Origin of the sequence: Methyloceanibacter sp. (assembly GCF_035650995.1) — a bacterium.
GTDB lineage: Bacteria > Pseudomonadota > Alphaproteobacteria > Rhizobiales > Methyloligellaceae > Methyloceanibacter.
This window is the reverse complement of the sequence record NZ_DASRGO010000031.1, coordinates 86,646-101,163: the sequence shown is the minus strand read 5'-3', so window position 1 is coordinate 101,163 and position 14,518 is coordinate 86,646. Positions and strand designations below refer to the sequence as shown.

General features: G+C 64.4%; 18 protein-coding genes and 1 pseudogene. 11 read left to right on the top strand and 8 right to left on the bottom strand.

Annotated elements, in window-relative coordinates; genetic code table 11:
* Positions 1 to 187 precede the first annotated feature (187 nt).
* Positions 188 to 937 (bottom strand): annotated as a pseudogene (locus VFB18_RS02630) (TorF family putative porin).
* 449 nt (positions 938 to 1,386) lie between these two features.
* On the opposite strand from VFB18_RS02630, the gene VFB18_RS02625 reads away from it, so the two are divergent.
* The 6 genes from VFB18_RS02625 (at position 1,387) to VFB18_RS02600 (ending at position 5,925) form a co-directional block, all read left to right on the top strand.
* Positions 1,387 to 2,145 (top strand): SDR family oxidoreductase, encoded by a 759-nt coding sequence (locus VFB18_RS02625; protein WP_324970785.1) that lies wholly within the window; start codon positions 1,387 to 1,389, stop codon positions 2,143 to 2,145.
* Positions 2,146 to 2,230: 85 nt separating this feature from the next.
* Positions 2,231 to 4,138, top strand: a complete 1,908-nt coding sequence (gene uvrC, locus VFB18_RS02620) for an excinuclease ABC subunit UvrC (RefSeq protein WP_324970783.1) — start codon at positions 2,231 to 2,233, stop codon at positions 4,136 to 4,138.
* 1 nt (position 4,139) lies between these two features.
* Positions 4,140 to 4,769 (top strand): CDP-diacylglycerol--glycerol-3-phosphate 3-phosphatidyltransferase, encoded by a 630-nt coding sequence (gene pgsA, locus VFB18_RS02615; protein WP_414675632.1) that lies wholly within the window; start codon positions 4,140 to 4,142, stop codon positions 4,767 to 4,769.
* Between the two features lie 66 nt (positions 4,770 to 4,835).
* Entirely contained in the window at positions 4,836 to 5,087 is a 252-nt protein-coding gene (gene moaD, locus VFB18_RS02610; protein WP_324970780.1) for a molybdopterin converting factor subunit 1, read from the top strand.
* A 1-nt stretch (position 5,088) separates the two neighbouring features.
* A complete protein-coding gene (locus VFB18_RS02605; RefSeq protein ID WP_324970778.1) occupies positions 5,089 to 5,550 on the top strand; it encodes a molybdenum cofactor biosynthesis protein MoaE in 462 nt (153 codons plus the stop codon).
* 6 nt (positions 5,551 to 5,556) lie between these two features.
* Positions 5,557 to 5,925 carry a DUF488 domain-containing protein gene (locus VFB18_RS02600; protein WP_324970776.1) on the top strand — a complete coding sequence of 123 codons (369 nt, stop codon included), beginning with the start codon at positions 5,557 to 5,559 and terminating at the stop codon, positions 5,923 to 5,925.
* A 4-nt stretch (positions 5,926 to 5,929) separates the two neighbouring features.
* Here the strand turns inward: VFB18_RS02600 and VFB18_RS02595 are convergent, their stop codons facing one another.
* Both VFB18_RS02595 and bluB read right to left on the bottom strand, forming a co-directional pair.
* Positions 5,930 to 6,196: a hypothetical protein gene (locus VFB18_RS02595; protein WP_324970774.1), complete on the bottom strand. Its 267-nt coding sequence runs from the start codon at positions 6,194 to 6,196 to the stop codon at positions 5,930 to 5,932.
* 223 nt (positions 6,197 to 6,419) lie between these two features.
* The gene (bluB, locus tag VFB18_RS02590; RefSeq protein ID WP_324970772.1) at positions 6,420 to 7,091 is read right to left on the bottom strand and encodes a 5,6-dimethylbenzimidazole synthase; all 672 of its coding nucleotides are present in this window, start codon (positions 7,089 to 7,091) and stop codon (positions 6,420 to 6,422) included.
* A gap of 101 nt (positions 7,092 to 7,192) precedes the next feature.
* Between bluB and VFB18_RS02585 the strand changes: the two genes are divergently transcribed.
* A complete protein-coding gene (locus VFB18_RS02585) occupies positions 7,193 to 7,465 on the top strand; it encodes a hypothetical protein (protein WP_324970770.1) in 273 nt (90 codons plus the stop codon).
* A 252-nt stretch (positions 7,466 to 7,717) separates the two neighbouring features.
* Here the strand turns inward: VFB18_RS02585 and VFB18_RS02580 are convergent, their stop codons facing one another.
* Both VFB18_RS02580 and VFB18_RS02575 read right to left on the bottom strand, forming a co-directional pair.
* Entirely contained in the window at positions 7,718 to 7,906 is a 189-nt protein-coding gene (locus VFB18_RS02580; RefSeq protein ID WP_324970768.1) for a hypothetical protein, read from the bottom strand.
* A gap of 42 nt (positions 7,907 to 7,948) precedes the next feature.
* Complete coding sequence (locus VFB18_RS02575) at positions 7,949 to 8,860, bottom strand: branched-chain amino acid aminotransferase (protein ID WP_324970766.1); 912 nt, start codon at positions 8,858 to 8,860, stop codon at positions 7,949 to 7,951.
* A 176-nt stretch (positions 8,861 to 9,036) separates the two neighbouring features.
* Here VFB18_RS02575 and VFB18_RS02570 point away from each other — a divergent pair, with 176 nt between their 5' ends.
* The 4 genes from VFB18_RS02570 to VFB18_RS02555 are packed head-to-tail and all read left to right on the top strand — an operon-like array spanning position 9,037 to position 12,169.
* A complete protein-coding gene (locus VFB18_RS02570; protein WP_324970765.1) occupies positions 9,037 to 9,624 on the top strand; it encodes a MarR family transcriptional regulator in 588 nt (195 codons plus the stop codon).
* On the top strand, positions 9,621 to 10,340 hold the full coding sequence (locus tag VFB18_RS02565) for a response regulator transcription factor (protein ID WP_324970764.1): 720 nt from the start codon (positions 9,621 to 9,623) through the stop codon (positions 10,338 to 10,340). Before VFB18_RS02570 ends, VFB18_RS02565 begins: the two co-directional genes overlap by 4 nt.
* Positions 10,340 to 11,719: an ATP-binding protein gene (locus tag VFB18_RS02560; protein ID WP_324970762.1), complete on the top strand. Its 1,380-nt coding sequence runs from the start codon at positions 10,340 to 10,342 to the stop codon at positions 11,717 to 11,719. The genes VFB18_RS02565 and VFB18_RS02560 overlap by 1 nt, the downstream gene beginning before the upstream one ends.
* Positions 11,720 to 11,761: 42 nt before the next feature.
* The gene (locus tag VFB18_RS02555) at positions 11,762 to 12,169 is read left to right on the top strand and encodes a hypothetical protein (protein ID WP_324970760.1); all 408 of its coding nucleotides are present in this window, start codon (positions 11,762 to 11,764) and stop codon (positions 12,167 to 12,169) included.
* Between the two features lie 7 nt (positions 12,170 to 12,176).
* Here VFB18_RS02555 and VFB18_RS02550 read toward each other — a convergent pair whose 3' ends face one another.
* The 3 genes from VFB18_RS02550 to VFB18_RS02540 all read right to left on the bottom strand — a co-directional run bounded on the left by VFB18_RS02550 (position 12,177) and on the right by VFB18_RS02540 (position 14,323).
* Positions 12,177 to 12,872, bottom strand: coding sequence for a TetR family transcriptional regulator (locus VFB18_RS02550; protein WP_324970758.1), 696 nt, complete (start codon positions 12,870 to 12,872; stop codon positions 12,177 to 12,179).
* Between the two features lie 144 nt (positions 12,873 to 13,016).
* Positions 13,017 to 13,829, bottom strand: coding sequence for a pyrroline-5-carboxylate reductase (proC, locus tag VFB18_RS02545; RefSeq protein WP_324970756.1), 813 nt, complete (start codon positions 13,827 to 13,829; stop codon positions 13,017 to 13,019).
* Positions 13,826 to 14,323: a YbjN domain-containing protein gene (locus VFB18_RS02540; RefSeq protein WP_324970754.1), complete on the bottom strand. Its 498-nt coding sequence runs from the start codon at positions 14,321 to 14,323 to the stop codon at positions 13,826 to 13,828. Before VFB18_RS02540 ends, proC begins: the two co-directional genes overlap by 4 nt.
* Positions 14,324 to 14,518 lie beyond the last annotated feature (195 nt).

Sequence of the window (14,518 nt, the reverse complement as noted above, 5' to 3'; positions counted from 1 at the left end):
GTCCATTGCGGGCCCCTTCCTTTCCTCACGGCCCCAGCGCCGGCGGCTTTCCTTCGCCGCTACGTTCGTGGCGAGGCTTCGAGCTGGCGACGCCGGGGTGATGATCCCCCTCGAGCAAAAAAGGGGCGCCGCAGCGGGCGCCCCTTCGAGGTGGGAAGTGCTTTTTGGGGAAACTGTGTGGCCTCAGCTAGAACGTCGCCTTGATGGTGCCGACCACCGTGGCATCGCAAGCGTCGCGCGATCCGCCGAGGGGAATACAGTCAGCTTTGCTTGCGTCCGTGTCCCAATAGCGAATGTCGGCGGACCACTTCTCCATGAAGCCGAGAGTCAAACCAGCATTCCAGTACCGGTAGCTGGGGAAGATATTCTCATGCTCGTAGAACTGCTCGCCCACCGTTCCGCTGATACTCGGCGTGAAGAAGTTCCAAATCTTGCGGTTGAAGGTGTAGCCGACCGTGCCCTCGATCGCATCCGACTAGGTCTCCGCATTAAAATTGTTCGGCGACCAGTAGTTGTTGACAGCGAGGCTCCAGGGGCCGCTCGCCCAAGTAGCACCCGTCTTCAACTCGAAATAATCGAGAAGGCCATCGCTACCAGGATAGGTGTAAGCGAGTCCGGCTATGTTGAACGTGATATTGTTCCATTTCGGGGTGATGCCGAGACCGTAATCGATCTCAACGTCGTTCGGGGACAGCGAGTTGTTCGATCCCCAAATATACGCATACCACATGCCGTAGGTCAGATCGAACTCGGGCTGCACGGCGGGATTGTTGCTGCTATTCGAGACGCCGCGAAACTCGTAGTTCGTCGTCATGGTGGCCGATCCCGAGAGCGTCAGCTTGTTGTCCGCCAGCGCCGCCGTCGCCATGCCAGCGACGAGCGCCGCCCCCAAGATGCACGACTTCACGAACCCCGCTTCCCTGCTGCGCCGAGTCATTTTCAGTCTCCTGATTTTGTCGCTTCCCACGCGTTCAAAGTCTTGATCAGGATGCCGCCCCCGCTTCCCCCGCGGTGCAACGTCCCCCTGTGTGATCACAGCATAAGGCGCTCGAATCCCGAAGCAATGCAAATTCGGGGATTTCCGAAAAACATCTTGGTCAGTGTGACTATTCTGCCATGGTCAATGGGCTTTGATGCCACATTGGGCTCGCATTTCCGCTGACGCAAAACAATTGTTCACAGAAAGCTGCCCGGAGCGAAAGCAACTGCCCAAATTCCGTGCGGAAAATTGGATTCAACAGTTTGGAAGCCTTTTGTTGAGGTGCTAGGACTGCGTGCGCATCCGCCCGTTCTTGCTCGGTTTCCGCCGCGCACGTAGAGTGTCCGCTCGGGCGGACGGCATATGGCCCGCCGATTCGCCGACGAAAAACCTCATCCCGCGTCTGCATGGATCAGAATCAGGGACCCGCGACGGCTCTTGTGACCGGGGCAGCCCGTCGTCTCGGCCGCGCCATCGCGCTCGACCTCGCCGCGCTCGGCTTCAAGGTCGGCGTCCACTACCACGCCTCTTCGGCCGACGCGTTGGCGGTCGTTGCCGAGATCGAGGCGAATGGAGGCGAGGCAGCGGCGTTTGCCGCCGATCTCGCGCGGCCCGGGACGCCGGAGCCGTTGGTCGAGAGCTGTGCTGCGGCGCTCGGTCCAATCACCTGCCTGATCAATAGCGCCGCCTGCTTCGAGTGGGACGACATCAAGACGCTCCGTCGCGACACATGGCAGACTCACCTCGACGTCAATCTCCGCGCCCCCATCTTCCTCGCTCAGGCGGTTGCGCACAGGCTGCCCGAGGGCATGCAGGGCAACATCATCAACATCATTGATCAGAAGGTGTTGCGGCCCGATCCTGAGTTCTTTTCTTACACCGTCGCCAAATCGGCCTTGTGGACCGCAACGCAACTGCTCGCCCAGGGGCTAGCACCCAAGATCAGAGTCAATGCGATTGCGCCGGGACCGGTACTGCCGAGCCATAAGCAGAGCGAAGAGGACTTCGCGCGCGAATGCCGTTCGACGCTGCTTCAGCGCGGCGTGGCTCTCGATGAGGTGACCGCCGCCGTGCGCTTTCTGCTCGAGACCCCTTCGATCACCGGGCAGATGATCGCCCTCGACTCCGGCCAGCACCTTGCCTGGCAAACCCTCCCCGGGGCATGACTGGCACTTGAAGGCGATCGCGCTTAGACCTTACCTTCGGGTGAGAGAGGCGCGTGTCTGCGTGCCGAAAAAACTTCGTGATCCCATGCCCTTAGAGAATCCCGATAGCGCGAAAGCGTCGCTCGTGGCGCGCGCCAAAGAGGCCCTCCTCGGCGTCGAGACGGGGGCGACCGTGATCGCCCGCTACGCCAAGACGGCACCCGCAGGGCCCGGCGTCTATCGCATGATCGATGCGAGCGGCGAAGTGCTCTACGTCGGCAAGGCGCGCCATCTCAAGAAGCGGGTGCAGAGCTATGCGCGTGGACAAGGTCACAACAACCGCATCGCCCGCATGGTCGCCGACACGGCGAGCATGGAATTCGTAACCACCGCGACCGAAATCGAGGCGCTTCTGCTCGAGGCGAACTTGATCAAGCGGCTCAAGCCCCGCTTCAACGTCGTGCTGCGTGACGACAAGTCCTTTCCCTATATCCTTATCGCCCGCGACCACAGGGTGCCGCAGATCCTCAAGCATCGCGGCGCTCGGAGCCGCAAGGGCGACTATTTCGGCCCTTTTGCCTCGGCCGGCGCCGTGGGCCGCACCATCAACACGCTGCAGCGCGCGTTCCTGCTCAGGTCCTGCTCCGACTCCTATTACGAGAGCCGCTTGCGGCCTTGCCTCCTGTTTCAGATCAAACGTTGCAGCGCTCCTTGCACCGGCGAAATCTCCGTTGAAGACTACGGCCATCTGGTCGATGAAGCGCTCCGCTTCCTGCGCGGCGAGAGCGACGAGGTGAAGCTGCGACTCCACCGGCTGATGGAGGAAGCGAGCCTTAAGCAGGATTACGAGCGTGCCGCCTCCTTCCGCGACCGGCTCACCGCGCTGTCGCATATCCAGTCGCGCCAGGGCATCAATCCGGCGAGCGTGAAGGAGGCCGACGTCTTCGCCGCGCATCAAGAGGCGGGCCAGACTTGCATCCAGGTGTTCTTCTTCCGGACCGGCAACAACTGGGGCAACCGCGCTTATTTCCCGCGCGCCGACAAGAGCCTTCCGGTGGAAGAAGTTCTCGAGTCCTTCATCGCCCAGTTCTACGACGACAAGTCGCCGCCGAGACTCGTTCTCTTGTCGCACGACATTCCCGGCCGGCGGCTCCTCTCGGAGGCATTGTCGCTCCGCGCCGGGCGCAAGATCGAAGTCGGCAAGCCCGCGCGCGGCGAGCGACGCGAGCTCGTCGAGCATGCCTTGATCAATGCGCGCGAGGCGCTGGCGCGGCGGCTTGCCGATTCCTCCTCGCAGGCCGCGATCTTCGCCAAGCTCGCCGATCTCGTCGATCTCGATGACGCGCCGGAGCGCGTCGAGGTCTATGACAACAGCCATATCTCGGGAACGAACCCGGTCGGGGCCATGATCGTTGCCGGACCGGAAGGGTTCATCAAAAGCCAATACCGCAAGTTCAACATGAAGAGCGAGGACCTTGCTCCGGGCGACGACTACGCCATGATGCGCGAGATGTTGACGCGGCGCTTCAGCAAGCTCGCCAAGAGCAAAGGCGAAGTTGAAGGCTGGACCGCTCCCGATCTCGTCCTGATCGACGGCGGCCCGGGCCAGCTGGCCGCTGCCCATGGAGTGCTCGACGAGCTCGGCCTCGGGGACATCAAGGTCGCCGCGGTGGCCAAGGGACCCGATCGCAACGCGGGCCGCGAACGCATTCATATCAAAGGCAAGGAACCGATCCTGCTCGAACCGCGCGATCCCGTGCTCTATTGCCTCCAGAAGCTTAGGGACGAGGCGCACCGCTTCGCCATCGGCGCCCATCGCGCCAAGCGCAAAAAGGCGATCACCGCCTCTCCGCTCGACGAGGTTCCGGGCATCGGGCCTTCGCGCAAGCGCGCGCTGCTGAAGCATTTCGGCTCGGCCAAGGCGGTAAGCCGCGCCGGCATCGCCGACCTCGAAAGCGTCGCCGGCATCAGCGCACAAATGGCCAAGACCATTTATGATCATTTCCATGGGTGACATGAGCGGACAAACCGGCACTGCCGGAACGGGCGTGGTGGGCCGGCGCGGAGCCGGTCGCGGACGCTTCGTAAACCTGCCCAATCTGCTCACCTTTTTCCGCATCCTCGCCATTCCGGCGCTGGTGGCCTGCTTCTTCGTCCACGGCGATTGGGGCCGGTGGACCGCGATGTGGATTTTCATCGCCGCCGGCGTCAGCGACTTCCTCGACGGCTATCTCGCCCGCGCCTGGGAGCAGCAGAGCGCGATCGGACGCATGCTCGATCCGATCGCCGACAAGCTGATCGTAGCAGCGGCGCTTCTCATGCTTGCCGCCGACGGTACCATCGCCGGCTGGTCGCTGTGGGCGGGCGTGATCATTCTCTGCCGCGAGATCCTGGTCTCGGGCCTGCGCGAGTTCCTCGGCACGCTCGCCGTGCCGGTTCCCGTCACCACTCTCGCCAAATGGAAGACCGTGATCCAGATGGTGGCGATCGGCTTCCTGCTGGCCGGCAGCGCCGGCGACAAGATCTGGCCCTTCACCACGCTGTTCGGGCTGACGCTGCTGTGGATCGCGGCGGTCTTCACCCTCTATACCGGCTACGATTATCTCCGCGCGGCATTCGGCCACGTCATGACCGATGAGGAGTAGAGCATCATCCGGAAAAGTGGGAACCGGTTTTCCGATAAGATGATGCTCAAACTAAAGGAACTAGCCATGCGGCTCCTCTATTTCGCCTGGGTGAAAGAAAAGGTCGGCAAGGCCTCGGAAGACATCGTGCTTCCGCCCGAGATCGCGACGGTCGGCGAGCTGATCGCCTGGCTCAAGACGCGAGGACCCGAATTCGCCAACGCCTTTGCCCGCGAGGAGGTGATCCGCGCTGCGATCGACCATTCCCATGTTCGCCGTGACGCGCACATCGGCGGCGCGCGCGAGATCGCCTTTTTCCCGCCGGTCACCGGAGGCTGAAATGATCCGGGTGCAGCAGGAAGACTTCGACGTCGGTGTCGAGATCGCCGCTCTCAAGGGCAGCCGCACGGACATCGGAGCGATCGTGAGCTTCATCGGCGCGGTGCGCGACCAGATGGGCGCGATCGAGGAGCTGACGCTCGAGCATTACCCGGGCATGACGGAAGCCGAGCTTGCCAAGATCGAGCAAGAGGCGAAAGCGCGATGGCCGCTGCAGGCCTCCCTCATCGTGCATCGCTATGGCCGGCTCTTGCCCGGCGACAATATCGTGCTCGTGCTCACCGCGTCGGAGCATCGCGACGCCGCCTTCGAGGCCGCACGCTTCCTGATGGACTACCTCAAGACATCCGCGCCGTTCTGGAAGAAGGAGAGCGGCAAGGGTGGAAGCCGCTGGGTCGAGGCTGCGGCGCGCGACGACGCTGCCCGCGCGCGCTGGAGCAGACCGAAGCCCGCCGCCGAATAAATGCCGATGGCTGCCAAGGTCCCCACCGCCAACATCAAGCTGAAGCGGGCCTATGACAAGCCCTCGCCCGCAGACGGGACGCGCATCCTTATCGATAGGCTCTGGCCGCGCGGTATCTCCAAAGAGAAAGTCGCGCTCGACCGCTGGATGAAGGAGATCGCCCCCTCGACCGAGCTTCGCCGGTGGTTCGCGCACGATCCGAAGCGCTGGGCGGAGTTTCGCCGCCGCTATCGCCAAGAACTGCGCGAGTATCCCGGCCTCCTCGAAGAGCTCAAATCGCTTGCGCGGAACGGCCCGCTCACGCTCGTCTATGCCGCCCACGACGAGGCGCACAACGATGCCGTCGTGCTGCGCGAGGTCCTTCTCGGCCGCTAGCGAACTACTGCACCGTGATGATGCGGGCGCCGCGCGGCAGGACTTTCATCGCCGGGCTCCACACGCACACATCGCCCCATTGGCAGATGCCGCGCACACATTCGCGCTGGTAGGAGCAGGAGCGGCACTTGTAGACCGCGCGGCAGCCGGTGCACGGCGCGATCTCCTGACAGTCCTTCCACTTGAGCGCGTTCGCCTCTCCCGCGGTCAGCGCCACGATGCCGGCCGCGAGCAGTCCGGCCAAGCCAAGCCTGGAGACGATGTTGCGCATGGCGCGCCCCCCTTGAAGCGCGAGCGCCAGTTGCCCCGTGGCTCCCGCTCCCCCTTAAGAGTGCCGCTTGCAGGCCTTAGGATCAAGCACTGGCTTTGGCGAGACCCGGCACTCCAAATCACGTCATCGCCGGGCTTGACCCGGCGATCCAGGGCCGCGCGCGTGGAGTTCATTGCCCCTGGATGCCCGGCTCAAGGCGGGGCATGACGTGTTCATGGGAAGCTCAGCGGTAGAGGAGCGTGCCGTGCGGCGCGCGGCGATGCTCCCAGCCCTCGCGCTCAAGTGCCGGAGTGTCGTCCTCGGCGACAGGGAAGCCGATGCAGAGATGGCCGATGAAGATCCACGCCTCCGGCACCTCGAGGATCGCCTTGACGCGCTCCGGATCGAGGATCGACACCCAGCCGAGGCCCAAGCCTTCTGCGCGCGCGGCGAGCCAGAGCGTGTGGATGGCGATGGCGACGGAATAATCGAGCGTCTCGGGCATGGTGGCACGGCCGAGCCCTTTCCCTTGCGCGGTTCCATGATCGGCGAATACGGCCACCTGGCAGGGCGCATCGTCGAGGCCCGCGAGCTTGAGCCGCGCATAGAGCGCGGCGCGGTCGGGCGTCTGCGCGCGAAGCGCGTCCGCGTTGCAGTCCTCGAAGCATTTTCGGATCGCGGCGCGGCGCACGTGATCCTCGACGAGAACGAAGCGCCACGGTTCAGAGAGCCCGACCGAGGGCGAGAGGCAGGCGACAGAGATCAGCCGCTCGACCGCGCCGTCGGGCAGCGGCCTCCGCTCGAAGCGGCGCACGTCCCGCCGCCATCGCAAAAGATCGAGCAGCTTCTTCCGGAACGCAGCATCGAACTCCGGCAACTCCGCCCTGCCCCGCTCCGCGACCGACGTTTCACCCATGCGCTTCATGCGGCGAGACTAACACGAGGACCCCGCGCTTATCCCCGCCCGATCTTGTGAGAATAAAATCCTAGCCAGCCGAAGCTAGCTAGTAGCAGTCAGTGCGGGAATCGGAAGCAAGCTTACAGGTCGGCGCGCCATTGCGCGCCATCCGCTCGCACAACGATCCGCTGCCGGTCAGCCCCCTCAAGAGGCCGTGGCTCGCGGTGAAGGAACTCATCGAGACCGACGGCGCCTTGCCGAAGAGCATCGAATGGGTCGCCGACAAGGACCTGCCCGCCGGAACCTTCCCCGATCCTGGATCGCCGCACCTCGATAGCCAATATGGAGAAGCCCCGGGACGGGGCGCGCTGGGCCCCTTCGGCCCCACTTAGCGGGAAGCCGGTACACGCAGGGACCTTCATCGAGCAACGCTTGCGGAAAGTCCGGCTGATTTGAGCGAGCGTTCCCCCCAAAAGAAGAAGCCCCGCACGGGGGGAGCGGGGCATTCTTCGGTTCCTTTGGGGGGAACATCGATGGGGAGGGAAGGACCCATCGTTCCCCCTAGATGGTCATGGCAGAATGAATTTCAAGGGGCTGCCAAGTGTTTGAAATTCGCGAGCGCGGACAAAGACTTAGACTTTTCGTCAATGCGCTTCGACACGCCGGGCGATAGTGTCCAGCGCCTTGATCTCGGGATGCGCGCGCAGAAACCGGCTGTCAGCCTCGGTCTCGGCGGCGAGCTGCGTGAGCGCGGTGATCGTGTAGCGCTTCAGCTCGATTCCGTCCTTTGCGTAAGAGACGGTGTAGGCTTGCTTCAAAGGCGGGCGTCCCATTTCGTCGTCTCCGGACCTCGTCCCTCGGTCTGTCGTAAGCCCCTACCCCGCGGCGGCGGCGCGCACCTTGGCCGGATGCACGAGCGCGGTGTAGTCGTCCATCAGGGTGCGCGTGATGTCGCCGAGCGCGAATTTGTACGGCCCGATCTCGGAGACCGACGTGACCTCGGCTGCCGTGCCGGTGATGAAGCACTCGGAGAACTCCGACAGCTCCTCGGGCATGATCGCCCGCTCGATCACCTTCAACCCGCGCTGCTTGGCAAGCCCGATCACGGTCTGCCGCGTGATGCCATTGAGGAAGCAGTCGGGCAGCGGCGTGTGCAACACGCCGTCCTTGACGAAAAAAATGTTGGCGCCGGTGGCCTCCGCGATCTGTCCGCGCCAATCGAGCATCAGCGCGTCATTGTAACCGGCGCGCTCGGCCCGGTGCTTCTCCAGCGTGCAGATCATGTAAAGACCGGCCGCCTTGCTCTTGGTCGGCGCGGTGCGCGGATCGGGCCGGCGATATTGCGCGAAGGTCAGCCTGAGACCTTTAAGGCGCGCCGCAGGATCGAAATAGGAGCCCCAGTCCCAGGCGGCGATCGCGACATTGACCTTGGTCATCTGGGCGGAAACGCCCATCTGCTCGCTGCCGCGCCAGGCGATCGGACGCAGATAGGGATGGACGTCGCTTCCGGTGAGCTTGTTGGCGCGCAACAGGTCGCGCGCCGCCTTGTCCAGTTCGGCGACGGAATAGGGAATCTCGAAGTCGAGAATCTTGGCCGACTCGTGCAGGCGCTGATTGTGCTCGGTGAGCTTGAAGATCTCGCCGTCATAGGCGCGCATCCCTTCGAACACGGCGCTCGCGTAATGCAGACCGTGCGTCAACACGTGCACGCGCGCATCGCTCCACGGCACGAGCTGGCCGTTCAGCCAGATGAAGCCGTCGCGCTGGTCGTAAGGGACGATTGCCATGAGCCTTCCTCCATGAAGCAAAGCCCGGCCTTCTTGCAAGCGAGCCGGAGACCGGCCCTTGGCAAGCGCCTCTCATAACACCTCGCGCGGCAATTGCGCGAGCAGGCGGCGAGGCGTATCAAGGTCCGGAATAAGTCAACATGGCTGACATAATGGACCGCGAAAAATAAGTCAACATGACTGACCTAAATGAACCTCTCTCCGGCGGCGTGAAGACCGGGACCAAGCGCCGCGGCAACGGCGGCCCGGCGCGCAAAGCCCCCTCCCCGTCGGAGGCGAAGCTGCTCGAATTCGCCGAGCTCTTGTTCTTTGCCTATCGCGACTTCACCCGCGATCCCGATGCCATCCTCGCCGATTTCGATTTCGGCCGGGCGCATCACCGCGTGCTCCATTTCGTCAACCGCCATTCCGGCTTGCGCGTCGCCGATCTGCTCGACGTGCTCAACATCACCAAGCAGAGCCTGTCCCGCGTGCTGAAGCAGTTGATCGACAAGGGTTACGTCGTGCAGCGCGCCGGAAGCTCGGACCGCCGCGAGCGGCAGCTGTTCCCGACCGAAAAGGGACGCGCGCTCGCCGAGCGGCTGGCGGCGCCGCAATCGGTCAGGCTTGCCGCGGCCTTGCAGGCGGCGGGGCCGGGCGCCGAGGCCGTTGTTCGCCGCTTCCTCGAGGTCATGGTCAATGCCGAAGAACGGCCCAAAGTTTCCTCCATCATGGCCGCCTCTCCAGTCCCGCTCAAGGAGGGCGGCAAGGGAGGAGGGCAATGACGTTGCCAACGCCGATCAAGGCCCAGCGCAAGGCGGCGCCCGACGACAACGCGCCGCACATCCTCGTTGTCGACGACGACAGCCGCATCCGCGACCTGCTCGCCCGCTATCTCCAGGACAATGGCTTCCGCGTGACCACCGCGGTCGACGCCGAGACAGCGCGCGGCACCATGCGCGGCCTTACCTTCGATCTCATCATCCTCGACGTCATGATGCCGAGGGAATCGGGCCTCGACTTCGCCCGCACGCTCAGGGCCTCCTCGCAGGTTCCGATCCTGATGCTGACTGCGCGCGCCGAGCCCGAGCAGCGTATTGAGGGTCTCGAGACCGGCGTCGACGATTATCTCGCCAAACCGTTCGATCCGCGCGAGCTTCTCTTGCGTGTCGGCAACGTGCTCCGCCGCGGCGCGTCGTCGCCCTCATCGGGCGAGGTCCGCATGGGCGCCTTCGTGTTCCATGTCGCCCGCGGCGAGCTGAAGCGCGACGGCGAGACGGTGCGCCTCACCGAGCGCGAGCGCGATCTGTTGCGCTATTTCGCCCAGCGTCCCGGCATCCCCGTCACCCGCCAGGAACTCGCCAAGGATGGCGACTCGGGCGGCGAGCGCGCGGTCGACGTGCAGATCAACCGCCTGCGCCGCAAGATCGAAAACGACCCCGCCAACCCGGTCTATCTCCAGACCGTGCGCGGCAAGGGTTACATTCTCTATCCCGAGTGATGGACGCGCTCTCAGAGGTCCCGCCGCTTGCGCCCGTGCGCCGCTCGCTCTACCGGCGCGTCACCGGGGCCATCGGCGACCGGATGCCGAAGGGGCTCTATGCCCGCGCGCTCATCATCATCATCGCGCCGATGGTTCTCCTCCAGTCGGTGCTCACCTTCGTGTTCCTCGAACGGCACTGGCAGACGGTGACCCACCGCCTGTCGACGGTCACGGTGCAGAACATCGCCTTTCTCATCGACATCTATCGCCAATATCCGCAGGATGCCAACGCCGAGAAGCTGACGCGGCTTGCCGCCGACGATCTCGGGCTTCGCGTGCGCTTCGTGCCCGGCGAGGAATTGCCGATCGCCAACTCCAAGCCGTTCTTCGATCTGCTCGACAGCACGCTCTCAGACGAGATCACCCGGCAGATCGGCCGTCCGTTCTGGATCGACACCGTCGGCCGCTCGAATTTCGTCGACATCAGGATCAAGCTCGACGACGGGGTGATGCACGTGCTGGCGCGGCGGAGCCAAACCTATGCCTCGAATTCACAGATCTTCCTGTTGTGGATGGTCGGCACCTCGCTCGTTCTGCTCACCGTCGCCATCCTCTTCCTGCGCAATCAGATCAAGCCGATCCTGCGCCTCTCGGAAGCGGCCGACAGCTTCGGCAAGGGGCGCCCGCCGCCGCCGGACTTCCGCCCGCGCGGCGCGCGCGAGGTGCGCCAAGCGGCGCACGCCTTCATCGAGATGCGCGACCGTATCGAGCGCCATGTCGAGCAGCGCACGGTGATGCTCGCCGGCGTGAGTCACGACCTGCGCACCGTGCTCACCCGTTTCCGCCTTCAGCTTGCCTTGTTCGAGGACAGTCCCGAGCTCGAGGCGATGCGCAGCGATGTCGACGAAATGCAGGCGATGCTCGAGGATTACATGGCCTTCGCCAAGGGCGGCTCGGGCGAGGACATCGTGCGTGTGGACATGGGCGAAATTCTCGGCGAAGTGAAAGCGCAGGCGCACGGCGCCAAGGACATCGCGATCGAGATCGAGGGCGCGCCGATCGTCGTTCCGCTTCGCCGCCATGCCTTCAAGCGTGCCGTCGCCAATCTGGTCAACAACGCCGTGCGCTTCGCCGAGCACATCAAGGTCGCGGCCAGGCGCCAGGACGGCGCGCTTACCGTCACTGTCGACGACGACGGTCCGGGCATCCCTGAATCGGAATACGAGCGCGTGTTCCGCCCGTTCTATCGTCTCGACCATGCGCGCACCCAAGAGTCCGGTTCGACCGGGCTCGGGCTTGCCATCGCGCTCGACATCGCCCGCATCCACGGCGGCGACATCGCCTTGAGCAAATCCCCTCTCGGGGGTCTCAGGGCCGTGCTAAAAGTCCCTGTCTGAAGATCGAGACCAAACGCGTCGGGAGGATTCGACATGCGAAGAATGGCGATGGGACTCATGGCGGCCTTCGCCCTGACCATGGGAGGGCCGGCGCGGGCCGAATCCGACTTCGACGAGATTCAGGACGAGGAGCAGCCGGGCTCGGAGATCGAGGTCAACGTCAACAGGGGCAACGTCCAGGTCGAGCGCGAGAGCGGAGCGTCCGTCTTTCCCGTGCTGCCGTGGCGAGGAGCGGCGTCCGGTTCTCCGTCCGGTGGGAGCTCTGTCTTCCCCGTGCTGCCATGGCGGGGAGCGGCCGGCGGTCCTGCATCTCAGGCGCCGGCTAACGCGCTCAGGCCGCTCGACGATCCCGATGCGCCGGTTGCGGGCGATTCCGTCGATGCGGAGTTGCCCGGCGAGGGACCCGAGGACCTGTCAGGCCCCGACGACGACGACGATCTTCCGGAGTGACGCGGGCTTAGGCCGGCGCCGGCGCCGCTGGTCCGGGCGATTCTGGGCTCGCCGGCGGCGGCGTTTCGGTGTTGCGCCGCTTCCATCCGCGCGGCAGGAACCCGCAAGCAAAGCGGCAGAGATCGGCGCACGCCGTTTCGGCGCGATCGAGCCACTTCTCTCCCTTCGCGAGACGCCGGTCGAGCGCGGCCATGGTCTTGTCGAGTGAGGGCGAATTGTCGTCGAGCCAGACCTCGAACACCTTGGCGTAGATCGCGGCAAGCCCGCCGACGCGCACCGCAGCACCAGCGCCGTCGAGCTTGGCACCGGATGCCGCGAGCATCCAATATTGCGAGGCGAGCGTGGAACAGGCGAGCATTGCCGCCTCTCCCGGGCGGCAACAGAGATAGGCCGAGATGCGCCTGAGCGCGCTCTTGTACGGCGCAAGCACCTCGAATCGCGTCATGATCACGTCGAACAGCCGGTCGCGCGGGCTCTGTCCTTCGGGCGCCGCCTTGGCTTTTGCCAGCACTTCTTCGTCCACCTTGGCCTGGAAAGCGCGGAGGATATCGTTCTTGGTGGTGAACTCCGCTCTCAGATCGGCGAGGCTGAGCCCCGAGTCTTGCGCGATGTCGGCGAGCGTGGTGTCGCGCCAGCCCTTGCGCGCAGCAAGCGCGAGCGCCGCCTTGATCGCCTTCGAACGTGTGGAGAGATCGTCGAACATGGGGGTACTCCTTTGATTTCCGATCATATCGGAAATCGGAAGCCAGAATCCGGAAATGAGATCTCAGAAGTCAGAAGTCGGACTCAAAAGGAAAACAACTTTTCCCGCTTCCCGGTTTCTGGCTTCTGACTCTGATTTCCGCTCTCAGGACGACAGTTCGCGCGACCGCTTCGCGGCTGCGGCAACGGCGCGGATGAGAAGGTCCTTGAACCCGCCCGTCCCCATCAGGATCTCGAGCGCAGCGGCGGTCGTGCCCTTGGGCGAGGTCACGTTCTCTCTAAGCCTCGCTGCGCTCAAGTCCGATTGGGCAAGCAGCGCGCCAGCGCCCGAAACCGTCGCCCGCGCGAGCTGGTTGGCGAGCTCGGCATCGAGCCCGGCCTCGCGCCCGGCTTCGGCGAGACATTCGGCGAGCAGGAACACATAGGCCGGCCCGCTCCCAGAGACCGCCGTGACAGCGTCCATCAGGCGCTCGTCGTCGAGCCAGATCACCTCGCCGATCGCCTCGAGCAGCGCGCCGCATGCGAGCGCTTGCTCGCGGCTCACTTCGGCGTTGGCGCAGGCGGCCGTCATGCTGCGGCCGATGGCGGCGGCGGTGTTGGGCATCGCCCGCACGATCGCCGTGTCCTTCGGCAGCGGCTTGGCGAGAGAGGCGAGCGTCCGTCCGGCCGCGATCGACAGCACGACCGTGCCCTTGCCGATGGCAGGGGCAAGCGCGGCAAGCGTCTCCTCGACGAGCTGCGGCTTGACGGCGATGACGATGACTGCGGGCTCCTCGGGCAGGCGCGCGGTCTCGATGCCGTGGCGCTTGACCAGCGCGGCGACCTCCGGCGGCGGCGAGGGATCGCGCACGAACACATGTTCGGGCTCAAGGCCCTGCCGAAGCCAGCCCTCGAGCAGAGCCCCGCCCATCTTCCCCGCTCCGACGAGGACGAGCGGGCCGGCGAGGCGAAGTGTCATGCCTGTCCTTGCGTCTCGAGCATGGTGGCGGTGAGCGCGTCTTCCGACGACTTCCCCGCCCACTGCACGAACTGGAAGGATTGATAATAGCGCTCGCAAGACTCGAGCGCCGCCCTGAGGAGAGCCTCGCATTGCGAAGCCTTGGTCTCGGTGCCGGTGAGCAGAAGGCCGTGGCGGTAGAGCAGGAGCCCGTCCTCCTTCCACAGATCGAAATGGCCGAGCCAGAGCTGCTCGTTGATCAGCGCGAGCAGCCGGTAGAGTTCCGCAAGTCGCGCCTTGGTGACCTTGAAGTCGAAGGCGCAAGCCAAATGCAGCGCCTCAAGATCATCCCGCCAAGTCAATGAGATATGGTAGTCGCACCACGTCCCCGCGACGGTCAGCGTGAGCTCGTCCGGCGCACTTCGCTCGAAAGTCCAGTCATGAATGGTTGCGATATGCTCGACGATATCTACGGGGTTGGTGAGTCGGTCGAAGTTAAACTCGGTCGTAGCCATGCGTTCCCTCTGTGGCCTCTAGAGAGTTCCGCGCTACTTCAGACAATGCCGCGAATCACTTTGTGAATCAGTTATATAATGGGTGAGTCGGCGGCACCAACCGGCGCCGAGTCGGGTCAAGCCGAATGCTGTGGACCACCTAAAGATAGCTGTGGATTAAAGCACCGGCCCAAGCGGTAGACCGACTCGATTCGC

Coding starts and splice junctions, on each gene's coding strand:
- VFB18_RS02595 (WP_324970774.1), bottom strand. CDS start 6,196: ATGCGCAACATCGTCTCCAGGCTTGGCTTGGCCGGACTGCTCGCGGCC.
- VFB18_RS02565 (WP_324970764.1), top strand. CDS start 9,621: ATGACGTTGCCAACGCCGATCAAGGCCCAGCGCAAGGCGGCGCCCGAC.
- uvrC (WP_324970783.1), top strand. CDS start 2,231: ATGCCCTTAGAGAATCCCGATAGCGCGAAAGCGTCGCTCGTGGCGCGC.
- pgsA (WP_414675632.1), top strand. CDS start 4,140: ATGAGCGGACAAACCGGCACTGCCGGAACGGGCGTGGTGGGCCGGCGC.
- VFB18_RS02625 (WP_324970785.1), top strand. CDS start 1,387: ATGGATCAGAATCAGGGACCCGCGACGGCTCTTGTGACCGGGGCAGCC.
- VFB18_RS02575 (WP_324970766.1), bottom strand. CDS start 8,860: ATGGCAATCGTCCCTTACGACCAGCGCGACGGCTTCATCTGGCTGAAC.
- VFB18_RS02605 (WP_324970778.1), top strand. CDS start 5,089: ATGATCCGGGTGCAGCAGGAAGACTTCGACGTCGGTGTCGAGATCGCC.
- VFB18_RS02560 (WP_324970762.1), top strand. CDS start 10,340: ATGGACGCGCTCTCAGAGGTCCCGCCGCTTGCGCCCGTGCGCCGCTCG.
- VFB18_RS02570 (WP_324970765.1), top strand. CDS start 9,037: ATGACTGACCTAAATGAACCTCTCTCCGGCGGCGTGAAGACCGGGACC.
- bluB (WP_324970772.1), bottom strand. CDS start 7,091: ATGGGTGAAACGTCGGTCGCGGAGCGGGGCAGGGCGGAGTTGCCGGAG.
- VFB18_RS02555 (WP_324970760.1), top strand. CDS start 11,762: ATGGCGATGGGACTCATGGCGGCCTTCGCCCTGACCATGGGAGGGCCG.
- VFB18_RS02540 (WP_324970754.1), bottom strand. CDS start 14,323: ATGGCTACGACCGAGTTTAACTTCGACCGACTCACCAACCCCGTAGAT.
- proC (WP_324970756.1), bottom strand. CDS start 13,829: ATGACACTTCGCCTCGCCGGCCCGCTCGTCCTCGTCGGAGCGGGGAAG.
- VFB18_RS02550 (WP_324970758.1), bottom strand. CDS start 12,872: ATGTTCGACGATCTCTCCACACGTTCGAAGGCGATCAAGGCGGCGCTC.
- moaD (WP_324970780.1), top strand. CDS start 4,836: ATGCGGCTCCTCTATTTCGCCTGGGTGAAAGAAAAGGTCGGCAAGGCC.
- VFB18_RS02600 (WP_324970776.1), top strand. CDS start 5,557: ATGGCTGCCAAGGTCCCCACCGCCAACATCAAGCTGAAGCGGGCCTAT.
- VFB18_RS02580 (WP_324970768.1), bottom strand. CDS start 7,906: ATGGGACGCCCGCCTTTGAAGCAAGCCTACACCGTCTCTTACGCAAAG.